General features: G+C 71.0%; 11 protein-coding genes and 1 pseudogene. 7 read left to right on the forward strand and 5 right to left on the reverse strand.

Annotated elements, in window-relative coordinates; all coding sequences use genetic code 11:
• The first annotated feature begins 23 nt into the window (after positions 1-23).
• The 6 genes from ACZ470_RS06825 (at position 24) to ACZ470_RS06850 (ending at position 7163) form a co-directional block, all read left to right on the forward strand.
• The gene (locus ACZ470_RS06825) at positions 24-833 is read left to right on the forward strand and encodes a class I SAM-dependent methyltransferase (RefSeq protein WP_468425035.1); all 810 of its coding nucleotides are present in this window, start codon (positions 24-26) and stop codon (positions 831-833) included.
• Positions 834-1325: 492 nt separating this feature from the next.
• Entirely contained in the window at positions 1326-1955 is a 630-nt protein-coding gene (locus ACZ470_RS06830) for a hypothetical protein (protein ID WP_468425036.1), read from the forward strand.
• 180 nt (positions 1956-2135) lie between these two features.
• The gene (locus ACZ470_RS06835; RefSeq protein ID WP_468425038.1) at positions 2136-2909 is read left to right on the forward strand and encodes an isoprenyl transferase; all 774 of its coding nucleotides are present in this window, start codon (positions 2136-2138) and stop codon (positions 2907-2909) included.
• Between the two features lie 305 nt (positions 2910-3214).
• Complete coding sequence (locus ACZ470_RS06840; protein WP_468425040.1) at positions 3215-4540, forward strand: PhoH family protein; 1326 nt, start codon at positions 3215-3217, stop codon at positions 4538-4540.
• 418 nt (positions 4541-4958) lie between these two features.
• Entirely contained in the window at positions 4959-5657 is a 699-nt protein-coding gene (locus tag ACZ470_RS06845) for an aggregation-promoting factor C-terminal-like domain-containing protein (RefSeq protein ID WP_468425041.1), read from the forward strand.
• Between the two features lie 144 nt (positions 5658-5801).
• Positions 5802-7163, forward strand: a complete 1362-nt coding sequence (locus ACZ470_RS06850) for an AI-2E family transporter (RefSeq protein ID WP_468425042.1) — start codon at positions 5802-5804, stop codon at positions 7161-7163.
• A 386-nt stretch (positions 7164-7549) separates the two neighbouring features.
• Here ACZ470_RS06850 and ACZ470_RS06855 read toward each other — a convergent pair whose 3' ends face one another.
• Positions 7550-8083 (reverse strand): alkyl hydroperoxide reductase, encoded by a 534-nt coding sequence (locus tag ACZ470_RS06855; protein ID WP_468425044.1) that lies wholly within the window; start codon positions 8081-8083, stop codon positions 7550-7552.
• 6 nt (positions 8084-8089) lie between these two features.
• On the reverse strand, positions 8090-8644 hold the full coding sequence (locus ACZ470_RS06860) for a peroxiredoxin (RefSeq protein WP_149547415.1): 555 nt from the start codon (positions 8642-8644) through the stop codon (positions 8090-8092).
• Positions 8645-8777: 133 nt separating this feature from the next.
• Between ACZ470_RS06860 and ACZ470_RS06865 the strand changes: the two genes are divergently transcribed.
• Complete coding sequence (locus ACZ470_RS06865; RefSeq protein ID WP_468425046.1) at positions 8778-9719, forward strand: LysR substrate-binding domain-containing protein; 942 nt, start codon at positions 8778-8780, stop codon at positions 9717-9719.
• Positions 9720-9899: 180 nt separating this feature from the next.
• On the opposite strand, the pseudogene ACZ470_RS06870 reads toward ACZ470_RS06865, so the two are convergent.
• The 3 genes and pseudogenes from ACZ470_RS06870 to ACZ470_RS06880 all read right to left on the reverse strand — a co-directional run bounded on the left by ACZ470_RS06870 (position 9900) and on the right by ACZ470_RS06880 (position 13445).
• Positions 9900-12235 (reverse strand): annotated as a pseudogene (locus ACZ470_RS06870) (ABC transporter permease).
• On the reverse strand, positions 12232-12924 hold the full coding sequence (locus tag ACZ470_RS06875) for an ABC transporter ATP-binding protein (protein ID WP_468425048.1): 693 nt from the start codon (positions 12922-12924) through the stop codon (positions 12232-12234). The pseudogene ACZ470_RS06870 and the gene ACZ470_RS06875 overlap by 4 nt, the downstream one beginning before the upstream one ends.
• Positions 12921-13445 (reverse strand): PadR family transcriptional regulator, encoded by a 525-nt coding sequence (locus ACZ470_RS06880; RefSeq protein ID WP_468425049.1) that lies wholly within the window; start codon positions 13443-13445, stop codon positions 12921-12923. The genes ACZ470_RS06875 and ACZ470_RS06880 overlap by 4 nt, the downstream gene beginning before the upstream one ends.
• Positions 13446-13447: the final 2 nt, after the last annotated feature.

Consider the following 13447-nt stretch of genomic DNA (forward strand, 5'->3'; position numbering starts at 1 on the left):
GCTCCTCCGTGCATGATCGGGGCATGACGGACGACGAGCGGACCCGGCGGTTCGAGGACCTCATCGCCGAGGGTGCCTCCGTGCCCACCGAGGGGTGGGACTTCTCCTGGTTCGAGGGGCGGGCGAGTGAGGCCCGGCCCTCGTGGGGGTACGCCACGGCCATGGCGGAGCGGCTGGGCGGGGCCGCCGCCGTGCTGGACATCCAGACCGGGGGCGGCGAGGTGCTCGACTTCGCCCTCGCCAACGCTTCCCGGCGGCCCCCGCTCGCCGTCGCCACCGAGGGGTGGCCGCCGAACGTCGCCAAGGCCACCGCGCTGCTCCGGCCGCGCGGTGTCGCCGTCGTCGCCTCGCCCGAGGACGCGCCGCTGCCCTTCGCCGACGGGGCCTTCGATCTCGTCGTCAGCCGGCATCCCGTCGAGGCCCGGTGGGAGGAGATCGCGCGGGTTCTCGAGCCCGGCGGCGTCTACTTCGCCCAGCACGTCGGGCCCAGCAGTGTCTACGAGCTCGTCGAGTACTTCCTCGGACCGCAGCCGGAGGAGCGCCGCGACGCGCGGCATCCGGATCGTGAGCGGCGTGCGGCCGAGGCCGCCGGGCTGGAGATCGTCGACCTGCGGGCCGAGCGGCTGCGCATCGAGTTCTACGACATCGCCGCCGTCGTCCACTTCCTGCGGAAGGTGATCTGGATGGTCCCCGGCTTCACCGTCGAGGCGTACCTGCCGCGGTTGCGCGCCCTGCACGAACGGATCGAGGCCGAGGGCGCCTTCGTGGCCCACAGCACCCGGCACCTCTTCGTCGCGCGCAAGGGCGGAACCGGCCGCACCGCACGCCCATGAGTTTCCGCATCGTTATCGGGTGCGCCTCGCCAGTGGGGCACCGGATCACATAGGTTCGGACCAAGGTGATTCGCGTCAGCAAAGCTGCGCGGGGCGGTGGTACCGCGCGGTGGAGGGGGCTGCGCGGTGCCCGATTCATCCTCCCCGGGTCAATCCGTCACCGGCGTCCGGGTCACCCGTCGGAGGGATGGCCGGAAATGTGGTCACCCTGTTGGCGGGTCCTGTCACATCCGGCGCAGAGTCCCCTCACCACTCGTTTTTCGCGGTGTTTCGCCGCTTTCCGGCCACCTCGACACCCCCTGCACGGCCGTCGAGGCGTTGTCGGCCGGTTTCGGAGAGTAGTTGTGGCGCGCCAATGCACGCAGCATCACTTACGAAGGGTTATGGTGGAAACCCCCCTCGGGCCGGTCCGTCTCCCCCCCACGGACCGGCCCGTTTTTTTGGGGACGTGCGCCATGACATCCCCCGACGCCTCCTGGCTAGAGTCCAGGCATGTCGAACGAGCAGCCGACACCACCCCATCAGCCACCCGGCCAGTACGGCAGCCAGTACGGCGGGTACGGCGGCCAGTACGGCCCGCCCGCCGGCCCTTACGGTGCCCCGGCCGCGCAACCCGGCCCGTACGCCCAGCAGCCCCACCCGGGCGCCCCGGCCGCCTCGGGAGTCCCGGGCGTCCCGCCCCACAACTGGGCCGGCGTCCCCCCGTACTACGACCCGTCCCTGACCCCGCCCCCGTCCATGCCCGGCAGCGTGCGGGCGGCCCAGGTGCTCGTCTTCGTGACGTTCGGGCTCGGGGTGCTGCTCACCGGTGTGATCGCCGTCGCGGCCGGCGCCTATGCCGCCGGGCAGTTCTTCGGCGCGTATCTGGCGACCGTCGTGCTGTTCATCCTGGCGCTGCGGTACGGAAAGGCCGGCCACGGGGTGCGCGTCGCCTCCATCGTCCTGGCCTCGGTCCAGATCCTCTTCGCCCTCAGCGCGACCGCCCAGGGCATCCCGCTCGGCATCCTCCCCCTCGGCACCTCGATCGCCGTCGTCATCCTGCTGAGCCAGGGCAGCGCGGGCGCCTGGTTCCGGCGGCAGCACACGACCGGCATGCCGCCGCAGTACACGCAGTACGGCTGACAGCCGACAAACGCCGCCACCCCGGGAGGTTGGGGACCCCCGCCCCGGCAGGGGTACGCTTCGCCTTCGGGGACCGCCATACGGACAGGGGCCGCCCGCGGCCGACGCCGGGCCGCCCGCCGCGCGACGCGGCGGGGAGTGCCGCGCCTGTCCGATCCGTACGGAGGGGCTGACGATCACGTGAACCTGCGCGACAAGCTGCGTGGCCTGCTGGTCAGGCTGTACGCACGCCGGGTGGAAGGCCACCTGGACACCGCTCAGGTGCCCAAGCACATCGGCGTCATCATGGATGGCAACCGCCGCTGGGCCAAGGCCGCGGGCAACAGCACCGTCCACGGCCACCGGGCCGGCGCGGACAAGATCGAGGAGTTCCTCGGCTGGTGCAGCGAGACGGACGTCGAGGTCGTCACCCTCTGGCTGCTGTCGACCGACAACTTCGACCGGCCGAAGGAGGAGCTCGTCCCGCTCCTCGGCATCATCGAGGACGTGGTGCGCACCCTCGCCGCCGACGGCCGCTGGCGCGTCCACCACGTCGGCACCCGTGATCTGCTGCCCGCCGGGATGCAGACCACCCTCAAGGAGGCCGAGCTGGCCACCGCGGACGTCGACGGGATAGTGGTCAACGTCGCCATCGGATACGGCGGCCGCCAGGAGATCGCCGACGCCGTGCGGTCCATGCTGCTGGACGCCCAGGAGCAGGGCACGTCGATGGACGAGCTCGCCGAGTCCGTCGACATCGACATGATCGGGCGTCACCTCTACACCCGCGCCCAGCCCGACCCGGACCTCGTCATCCGCACCAGCGGGGAGCAGCGGCTGTCCGGATTCATGCTCTGGCAGACCGCGCATTCGGAGTACTACTTCTGCGACGTGTTCTGGCCGGCCTTCCGCAAGGTCGACTTCCTGCGCGCGCTGCGCGACTACGCGGCCCGCCACCGGCGCTACGGCGGCTGAACACCCCGCACTCCCACCGCAGGTCACACGGAGTTCACCGGCGCGCCGTCATATGCCGTGGCATGGCGGCGCTTGTTCGAGGGCATAAGCCAGACAGGTCGACACCCGAACCACGGGTGTCGGATCTCAGCGGGCGGCACAGAGGCCGTCCGCCCGGGAGGCCCTTTGCACCAGCCCGACCGTGCGGTCACGGCACGGAAGAAGTGGCGGAGGGCCGGTTCTCGGCCCGCTGTGCACAGCGGCCGTCGACCGGTCCAGCTCCGCCTCGTCGCTCCCCGACCTCATCCGAGGGGGTACGTCCTTCCGTGGTGACCAGCGCAAAGCGCCACAAGCCCGACCGGCGCACCTATGTTCTCGACACCAGCGTCCTGCTGGCCGACCCAGGCGCCCTGAACCGCTTCGACGAGCACGAGGTCGTGCTCCCCGTCGTCGTGGTGACGGAACTGGAGGCCAAGCGGAACCATCCCGAACTCGGCTATTTCGCCCGGCAGGCGCTGCGCCTGCTCGACGACTACCGGGTGCGGTACGGCCGTCTCGACGCCCCCATCCCGACCGGGGACCTCGGCGGAACCGTCCGGGTCGAGCTGAACCACTCGGACCCCAGCGTGCTGCCCAGCGGCTACCGCCTGGGGGACAACGACTCACGCATCCTCGCGGTCGCCCGCAACCTTCAGGCCGAGGGGTTCGACGTCACCGTCGTGTCGAAGGACCTCCCGCTGCGGATCAAGGCGTCCTCCGTGGGGCTCCTCGCCGAGGAGTACCGCGCGGAACTCGCCATCACGGACTCCTCCGGCTGGACCGGCATGTCCGAACTGACCCTGCCCGGCGAGCAGGTGGACATCCTCTTCGAGGAGGGGCACGTGTACGTGCCCGAGGCCGCCCACCTTCCGGTGCACACCGGTCTGACCCTCCAGTCCGAGCGCGGCAAGGCGCTGGGACGGGTCACGGCCGACGGCAACGTCCGTCTGGTGCGCGGCGACCGGGAGGCGTTCGGCATCAAGGGCCGCAGCGCCGAGCAGCGGATCGCGCTCGACCTGCTGCTCGACCCGGACGTCGGGATCGTGTCGATGGGCGGCCGGGCCGGCACCGGCAAGTCGGCGCTGGCGCTCTGCGCGGGTCTCGAGGCGGTCCTGGAGCGTCGGCAGCACCAGAAGGTGATGGTCTTCCGTCCGCTGTACGCGGTGGGCGGGCAGGAGCTCGGCTATCTGCCCGGTACCGAGGCGGAGAAGATGAGCCCCTGGGCGCAGGCCGTGTTCGACACGCTGTCGGCGGTCACCAGCCGGGAGGTCATCGAGGAGGTCACCGCGCGCGGCATGCTCGAGGTCCTGCCGCTCACCCACATCCGGGGCCGCTCGCTCCACGACGCGTTCGTGATCGTCGACGAGGCGCAGTCCCTGGAGCGGAACGTCCTGCTGACCGTTCTGTCCCGGATCGGGGCCAATTCACGGGTCGTTCTGACCCATGACGTCGCCCAGCGCGACAATCTGAGGGTCGGCCGGTACGACGGTGTGGTCGCCGTCGTCGAGAAGCTGAAGGGGCATCCGCTGTTCGCGCACGTCACCCTGACGCGGTCCGAGAGGTCCCAGATCGCCGCCCTTGTGACCGAAATGCTCGAAGACGGGCAGATCTGACCCGCGCCGTCCAACAAGGATCGGTTACTCAGTAGTTGGCGCCGTTCGGAAAGGCGTAGAGCCTAGCCGGGCGGCGTCGGCGCGTGTGCGGATTTCCGGGATTCCCCGGGGCCAAACGGGATGTGAGCTTTCACACGCAACGGAGAATTGCCTTGCCCCGTCGGGTTACGGCAGAGTCTCACTCCTGTCAGGCCCCGCATACGACACAGCTGTACCCCCAGCGGTACGGCGCCACAGGAACAGCAGTTTCAACTCCATAGCGTCGTCGTATGCCGCCCGAGCATCATGCGGCGCTCCCCTCGTGGGAGTTGCCCACCGGGCCCGCGCCTCCCGTGACCCGTAGTTGGGGAGGCCAGTGCCAGGGGCACGATTGCGTCCGCGAGGGTCACCGAAGCGGGCGATGCTGGAAGGAAACCGTGTGAGCCGGATCTCGGTCCGGGGATTCGCAGTGGCCTCGGCCACGGCGGTCACCGCTGTCGGAAGCGTCGTCGGTGTTGCCTCGGGGAGCACCGCGCAGAACAACGACGCCGAAGCGACGGCAAGCGGCACCACGCTGCTCGCGGACATCCCCGCGGGCCAGCAGGCCCAGGTGCAGACCGCGTCCCTGACGCAGCAGGCCGAAACGATGGCCATCGCCGCGGACGCGAGCGCGAAGAAGGACGCGGAGGAGGCAGCCCGCAAGGCCGCCGCCGAGACCGCGGTCGCGAAGAAGCAGGAAGCGGCCGAGAAGGCGGAGCGCGAGGCCAAGGAGCGCGCGGAGGCCAAGGCCGCCGCCAGCCGTTCCGCGGTCCGGGACGCCTCCGACATCGCCGTCCAGAGCTCGTACACGGTGGCCGAGGTCCAGGCGATCGCGCGCCAGCTGGTGCCCGCCGACCAGTTCCAGTGCTTCAGCAACATCGTGGACCACGAGTCCAGCTGGAACTACACGGCCGACAACCCCACCTCCGACGCCTACGGGCTCGTGCAGGCGCTCCCGGGTTCCAAGATGGCGTCCGCCGGAGCCGACTGGGCCACCAACCCGGCCACCCAGATCAAGTGGGGCCTCGGCTACATGAACGACCGCTACGGCAGCCCCTGCGGCGCCTGGAACTTCTGGCAGGCCAACAACTGGTACTAGCGGTACCGGGAGCGTTCGCTCCCCACCTCGCTCAACCCCGGCACAGCCCCACACCGTCCTACGGTGCGGGGCTTTCGCCATGTACGGTCTGAGCGACGACTCCAGGGGGGAGTGGTGGGGAGAAACGGGGGAAGAGGACGGATCATGTCGCGAGTGCCAGGGTGGCTCGGCCGGGTCGGAGCCCGGCTGACCGAGGTCAGCAAGCGGCTGGAGGAGCGCCGCGCCGAGGTGGAGCGGGACCGCCGGCCGGACCCGGATCCCGATCGCGATCCCGAAGAGAAGAGCACCCCGCGCCCCGACCACGAGCCGCCGCCCGCCGAGTACGCGGGTGCCGGTGCCGCCGCCGTCGTCCCGGCCCGCCCCGACCCGGCGCAGGCCGTGCCGTGGGGCGTACGGGTCGCGGCCGAGGCGGGGTGGCGGCTGCTGGTGCTGGCCGGCACGGTCTGGGTGCTGATGCGGGTCATCAGCGCCGTACAGCTGGTGGTGCTGGCGTTCGTGGCCTCGCTGCTGCTCACCGCGCTGCTCCAGCCGACGGTGTCACGGCTGAGGCGGCTCGGGGTGCCGCGCGGGCCGGCCACCGCGCTGACGGCCCTGTTCGGGTTCGTCGTGATCGGCCTCATAGGCTGGTTCGTGACCTGGCAGGTCATGGAGAACATCGACCACCTCTCCGACCAGATCCAGGACGGCATCGACGAGCTGCGCAACTGGCTGCTCAACAGCCCGTTCCACGTCACCGACAAGCAGATCAACGAGATCGCCAAGAACCTGCGGGAGGCGGTCGGCGCCAACACCGAGCAGATCACCTCGGCCGGTCTGGAGGGCGTGACCGTCGTGGTCGAGGCGCTCACCGGCATGCTGCTGGCGGCGTTCTCGACGCTGTTCCTGCTCTACGACGGCAAGCGGATCTGGCAGTGGTCGCTGAAGCTCGTTCCGGCGGCGGCCCGTCCGGGTGTCGCCGGGGCGGGTCCGGCGGCGTGGCGGACGCTGACGGCGTATGTGCGCGGCACGGTGATAGTGGCGCTGATCGACGCGATCTTCATCGGCCTCGGCATCTACTTCCTCGATGTGCCGATGGCGGTGCCGCTGGCCGTCTTCATCTTCCTGTTCTCGTTCATCCCGCTCGTGGGTGCGGTGGTGTCGGGAGCGCTCGCGGTGGTCGTCGCGCTCGTCACCCAGGGGGTGTTCACGGGTGTGATGACGCTGGTGGTGGTGCTGGCGGTGCAGCAGATCGAGGGGCACATCCTCCAGCCGTTCATCCTGGGCCGGGCGGTGCGGGTGCATCCGCTGGCGGTGGTGCTGGCGGTTGCCTCCGGCGGCATGGTGGCGGGGATCGGGGGTGCGGTGGTCGCCGTGCCGCTGGTCGCGGTCACCAACACGGTGGTCGGGTATCTCCGCGCGTATGCCCACGAGACGGCTCTGGCGCAGGCGCCTCGGCCGCGGGGGGCGACGGCGATGTCCGCCCCGGACGCCCCGTCGCCTCCGGCTCCGGACGACACCGGCGAGTGAACTACGCAGCTGCGGGCAGTCGTGCCGCTGGGGCGGCACGGGTGGGCGCAGCGGCACCCGGCAAACGCCGGCGGAGCAACCCACGCCCGGGCAGCGCAACGGGTGCTGGTGCCTGGCGGGGGGAGGTCGCGCAGCCCGGCGCTTACGGGGTGCCGTCGCGCCCACCCGTGCCGCCCTGCGGCACGACTGCCCGCGGAGAGCGGAGAGCGGAGGGCGGCGCAGCTGCTGCGGAGGGCGACGAGGCCTCGCGAGGAGGGCGGCGGAGCTGCCGCCGGATGCGGCGGGGGTGGCGTCGGAGAGCGGTGGGGCTGCCCGCGGCTAGCGGTGGGTGTGTGCGTAGGGCCCGGCCACCTGGGTAGGTGGGCGGGCCCTATTTGGGGGCGGAGTTACTCCGCCAGGGACGCTTCCGCGTCCAGGGTCGCGGCAACCGCCTGGATCACCGCTGCGATCTTGAACGCCTCCTGGACGGTCTCACGCTCCACGCCCGCCTTGCGCAGCACCTGCTCGTGCGAGTCGAGGCACATGCCGCAGCCGTTGATCGCGGACACCGCGAAGGACCAGAACTCGAAGTCGACCTTGTCGACACCCGGGTTGCCGATGACGTTCATCCGCAGACCGGCGCGCAGGTTGCCGTACTCGTGGTCCGACAGCAGGTGACGGGTGCGGTAGAAGACGTTGTTCATCGCCATCACCGCGGCGGCGGCCTTGGCGGCCGTGTACGCCTCCGGCGACAGGTTCGCCTTCGCCTCCGGCTCCAGCTCGCGCAGCACGATGGCCGAGCGCGAGGCGATCGCCGTCGACAGCACCGTGCCCCACAGCTGCTGGGCCGGCAGGTCGGAGTTGCCGATGACCGAGCCCAGGTTGAGCTTCAGGTCCTTGGCGTAGTCCGGTATGCGGGACTTGAGGGAGTCGAGCGACATGTCAGCTCACTCCCCGGCCAGCAGCGCGACCGGGTCCAGGGTCTCGTCGCCCTTGCTCCAGTTGCACGGGCAGAGCTCGTCGGTCTGGAGGGCGTCCAGAACCCGCAGGACCTCCTTGGGGTTACGGCCGACGGAGCCGGCGGTCACCATGGAGAACTGGATCTCGTTGTTCTGGTCCACGATGAACACGGCGCGCTTGGCGAAGCCGTCCTCGCCCTCGATGCCGAGGTCGCGCATCAGCTCGTGCTTGGAGTCCGCCATCATCGGGAACGGCAGGTCGCGCAGGTCGTCGTGGTCCTTGCGCCAGGCGTGGTGGACGAACTCCGAGTCACCGGAGAAGCCGAGGACCTGGGCGTCGCGGTCGGCGAACTCGTCGTTCAGCTTGCCGAAGGCGGCGATCTCGGTCGGGCACACGAAGGTGAAGTCCTTGGGCCACGCGAACACGATCTTCCACTTGCCCTCGTAGGTCTTGTGGTTGATCGTCTCGAACTCCTTGCCCTTCTCCAGCGAGACACAGGCGGTCAGTTCGAACTCGGGGAACTTGTCACCGACAGTGAGCACAGGCTCTCCTTGCAGCGAAGAAACACCCGGATTGCGGGCGTTTCCCATGGGTTGGACCTGAATGATGTTGGCACAGGGTGCATTGATTAGTGAAATAGCTACACTTGGTCGCGTTGATCGGAGGTAGCTATCAGTGACCGTGGGTAAGAGGCGTCGGCAGCCCAGCCTCGCGCAGCTGCGGGCGTTCGCCGCGGTGGCCGAGCATCTGCACTTCCGGGACGCCGCCGCGGCGATCGGGATGAGCCAGCCGGCGCTCTCGGGCGCCGTGTCGGCGCTGGAGGAGACGCTCGGGGTGACCCTCCTGGAGCGTACGACGCGCAAGGTGCTGCTCTCGCCCGCCGGTGAGCGGCTCGCGGTCCGCGCCAAGGCCGTACTGGAGGAGGTCGGGGCGCTGATGGAGGAGTCGGACGCGCTGCGGGCGCCGTTCACCGGGGCGCTGCGGCTCGGTGTCATCCCGACGGTCGCCCCCTATCTGCTGCCCACGGTTCTGCGGCTGGTCCACGACCGCTATCCGCACCTCGACCTCCAGGTGCACGAGGAGCAGACCGCGAACCTGCTGGACGGGCTGGCCGGTGGCCGGCTCGACCTGCTGCTGCTCGCTGTTCCGCTGGGCGTGCCCGGGGTCACCGAACTTCCCTTGTTCGATGAGGACTTCGTGCTGGTCACCCCGCTCGGTCATCCGCTCGGCGGGCGGGAGGGCGTGCCCCGTGCGGCGTTGCGGGAGCTGAATCTGCTGCTGCTCGACGAGGGGCACTGTCTGCGGGACCAGGCGCTGGACATCTGCCGGGAGGCGGGGCGGGCGGGGGTGCCGGCCACCACTACGGCGGCCGGGCTGTCCACGCTTGTTCAGTTGGTCGCGGGGGGTCTTGGGGTGACTCTGTTGCCGCGTACGGCGGTTCGGGTGGAGACGGCCCGGTCCGCGCAGTTGCTGACTGCCTCGTTCGCCGAGCCGGCGCCGAGTCGGCGGATCGCGCTCGCTATGCGGACGGGGGCGGCGCGGGGTGGTGAGTACGAGGAGCTGGCGGGTGCGTTGCGGGGGTCGATGCGGGGGTTGCCGGTGCGGACCGTGGGGTGAGGTCGCCCCCGCCGCCCCTTCCCGTTCCCGACCTTTCCGGGGGCGCCGCCCCCGGACCCCCGCTCCTCAAACGCCGGAGGGGCTGAGTTGGGGGTGCTGCCCCCGCGCCCCCGCTCCTCAAGCGCCGGAGGGGCTGATTGAGCGTCCGAGGGGCTGAGGTGAGCGGGGGCGGTCACGCCCCTACTCCGTGCGGAGGCCGTCCGGGCGCATCATGCGTAGGAGGGGTGGGAGGCTGAGCAGGGTTACCGCCAGGACCACGCCCGCGCCGATGCCCGTCATCTGGAGCACGCTCGCCCAGTCCACGCGGACCGGTGTGCTCGTCATCCGCAGCAGTACCGTGCCCAGGGTCATGCCCACCGCCGCCGCCAGCAGCAGGCCCAGGCCGATCGGGATCGCCGTCTGCCACAGCACCGACAGGCTCAGCGTGCGCCGCCGGGTGCCGAACGCGACCAGGGACGACAACAGCTTGCGGCGTTCCCGCAGTTGCTCCAGCTGGGAGACGAGCAGGCTCGCCCCGATCAGCGCGAGCACGGCCACCGCGCCGGCGAACAGGCCCGTGCGGATGGTGTCGTAGCGGTCGGAGCGCTCGGTGGCGTACCACGTCATCGGCTCGGCGAGCGGGTCGATCGCGGCCGCCGTGTTGCGCACGTGGTCGCGGGCGTACGGCACGGAGTCGTCGACCGACAGGTACAGCTCGCCGCTGACCGCGTCCGCCATGTCCGCGGGCATCGCGCCCCGGGTGATCAGGAAGCCGCCGCGCCTGGTGCCCGTCGGGTCCTCGATGGAGTCGGCCTGCTTCAGCGTCCCGGGGACGCTCCACACGACGTCCTCGGGGGTGCCGTCCGCGGTGGACCTCTCCAGGTACAGCTTCTGGCCCGGCTTGCTCAGTGAGGGGGTGTCCGTGTCGTACTCGCCGCCCCGGACCGCGAACGCGTCGCCGTCCGCGCACGAGGGCAGCTTCGCGATCTCGCGCAGGGTCGCGCAGTCACCGATGGTCAGCTCGGCGCTGCGCTGCGGCTCCTCCTTCCAGGGCCGGTCGCCGAAGTACCCCTCGGACAGGGCGTAGACCTTGCGGACGCCCTCGGTCTCCTCGAGCCTCGTCGTGGCGGTGGCGAGTTCCGTGCCCTCCGGCACGCGGACCTGCATCTGCGCCCGCGACACGTCGTAGCCGGTCTCCTCGGTGTAGTCGCCCTCGACTCCGGCGAACAGCATCTGGAGCGCGATCGCGCCGGCCACGGCCACCGCGATGCCGTTGACCATGCGGGCCGCCGTGCCGCTGCTCAACTGGAGGCGACGCACCGCCAGTTGCCAGGAGACGCTGCCCGAGCCGAGCCGGGCGACGACCGTCTCCACGATCCACGGCAGCAGCGCGGTGACGCCGATGAGCAGGCAGAGGACACCGCCGGTGACCAGGTACTGGTTGAAGTCCCCGTTCTCCCGGCCCTGGCCGAGCATGGGGAGCAGCATGCCGATCCCGGCCAGCGGCAGCAGCAGCCGCCACCACAGCCGGCGGCGCGCGGGCCGGGCCGTGCGCACCACGCCCAGCGGCTCGATGACCACCCCGCGCAGCGCCAGCAGGGTCACCAGCACCGCGGCCCCCGGAACCGCCACCGCGACCAGCAGCGCCAGCAGCGGCGAGGGGTTCAGATAGCTCGGGAAGACGCTGATGTGGAACACCTCGAAGGACGCCGCGAATTCGCGTCCCGCCAGGAAGAACCCGGTGCCGAAGACCAGCCCGAGGAGCGCCCCGCCGACGCCTCGCCCGCGGCGATCCGCCGGGTCATGCCGCCGTCGGAGCCGACCAGCCGCAGCGCGGCAAGCCGGCGGTCGCGCCGCTCGCCGCCGAACCGCACGGCCGCGGCGATGAACACGGCGACCGGCGTCAGCAGCACCACGAAGACGACCAGGACCAGCAGGACGAGGACCGGATCCGCCTCCTGCACCGTGGGGTCGGGGTTCCCGAACGAGTCCAGGCGGACCGCCGGCGAGCTGCCGATCCGCTGCGCGAGGTCCTTGCCGCCCGCGTAGTAGGCGAGTTCCTGCGAACCGATCAGCCCCGGCTCGCCGATCGTTCCCACGATGTCGTACGGCAGCCGCTCGCGCAGCAGCGCGGCGCCGTCGGAGTCGAGCAGTTCCCTGAGCGCGGGGGAGACCACCATGTCACCCGCCGCCGGGAACTCCCGCAGTCCCGGCGGCAGCGGAGCCTTGTCGCCCTCCGGCTCCAGCAGCCGGCCGCGGACGTCCCGGCCGTCGAACTCGGTGTCGGTCCGCGCGATGACGAGGGTGTTGTCGGCCTTCTTCTCGATCTCCTGGCCGAAGGTGTAGTCGAGGCGCGCCTCCTCCCGCCGGTCGCGCTCCGCCAGGGCACCGGGCAGGGCGGTGGTGAGCAGCAGCAGCGCCACACCGAGCCCGACTCCGACGGCGGTGAGCAGCGCCCGGATCCACCCCTCGCGTCCGCCGGCGAAGGCGAACCGGAGCCCCATGCCGAGGTCCCGCCCCCACTGTCGCGCACTCATACGACGCGCTCCATGTCCCGGGACTTCCCGTCGCGCACGACGATCTCGCGGTCGGAGTACGCGGCCACCCGCGCCTCGTGCGTGACGAGGACGACGGCGGCGTTCGCGGACCGGGCGGCGTCGGTGAGCAGCTCCATCACGCGCTCGCCGTTGAGCGAGTCCAGCGCGCCGGTCGGCTCGTCGGCGAACAGCACCCGGGGGCCGGTGACCAGGGCACGGGCCACCGCCACCCGCTGGCCCTGACCGCCGGACACCTCGCCGGGCCGCTTCCGGCCGACGTCGTCGACCTCCAGCCGCTCCATCCAGGTCAGCGCGGCCCGCTCGGCCTCCTTGCGGGGAGTGCCGTTCAGCCGCAGCGGCAGGGCGACGTTCTCCACGCAGGTGAGCTCCGGGACGAGCTGCCCGAACTGGAAGACGAAGCCGAACTCCGAGCGGCGCAGCGCGCTGCGCTCGGCGTCGTTCATGGTGGTCAGCTCACGCCCGTTGTACATGATCGACCCGGAGTCCGGGGTGACGATGCCGGCGAGACAGTGCAGCAGCGTCGACTTGCCCGATCCGGAGGGCCCCATCACGGCGACGACCTCGCCGGGGTGGATGGAGAACGCGGCGCCGTCGAGCGCGGTGGTCGGGCCGTAGGCCTTGCGCAGGTCCTGGGCGGTCAGCAGGGAACCGGCGGGTACGGAGGTCATCGGGCCACCGCCTCACGGAGCTTGTCGAGACGCGCCGCGGTCAGCTCCAGCCAGCGCAGATCGGCCTCGAGGTGGAACAGGGCGTGGTCGCAGATGAGCTGGTCGGCGAGATCGCCGTTGCGCTTGCGGTCGGTGAGGATCCGCATGCCGCGCAGATGCTCCGAGCGCTGCGTGTCGAGGATGTCGGCGGCGTCCCGGCTGGTGAGCAGGGCGAGGACGACCTTGGTGTAGAGGGTCGACTGGAGGTACGGCTCCGGCTTCTCCGGGGTGGCGAGCCAGCGCTCGACATCGGTGATGCCGGCCTCGGTGATCGCGTACCGCTTCCGCTCGGGGCCGCCGCCGGCCTCGATGCCGTCGACTTCGACGAGCCCGTTCTTCAGCAGACGGGACATCGTCGAGTAGACCTGGCCGTAGTGCAGCGGCCGGTCGTGACCGAACTTCTCGTCGAAGGCCCGCTTCAGGTCGTAACCGTGACGCGGGCCGGACTCCAGGAGCCCCAGGAGGGTGTGACCGATGGACATGC

Source organism: Streptomyces sp. NPDC031111 (assembly GCF_055570675.1).

Coding starts and splice junctions, on each gene's coding strand:
- ACZ470_RS06825 (WP_468425035.1), top strand. CDS start 24: ATGACGGACGACGAGCGGACCCGGCGGTTCGAGGACCTCATCGCCGAG.
- ACZ470_RS06830 (WP_468425036.1), top strand. CDS start 1,326: ATGTCGAACGAGCAGCCGACACCACCCCATCAGCCACCCGGCCAGTAC.
- ACZ470_RS06850 (WP_468425042.1), top strand. CDS start 5,802: ATGTCGCGAGTGCCAGGGTGGCTCGGCCGGGTCGGAGCCCGGCTGACC.
- ACZ470_RS06855 (WP_468425044.1), bottom strand. CDS start 8,083: ATGTCGCTCGACTCCCTCAAGTCCCGCATACCGGACTACGCCAAGGAC.
- ACZ470_RS06875 (WP_468425048.1), bottom strand. CDS start 12,924: ATGACCTCCGTACCCGCCGGTTCCCTGCTGACCGCCCAGGACCTGCGC.
- ACZ470_RS06880 (WP_468425049.1), bottom strand. CDS start 13,445: ATGTCCATCGGTCACACCCTCCTGGGGCTCCTGGAGTCCGGCCCGCGT.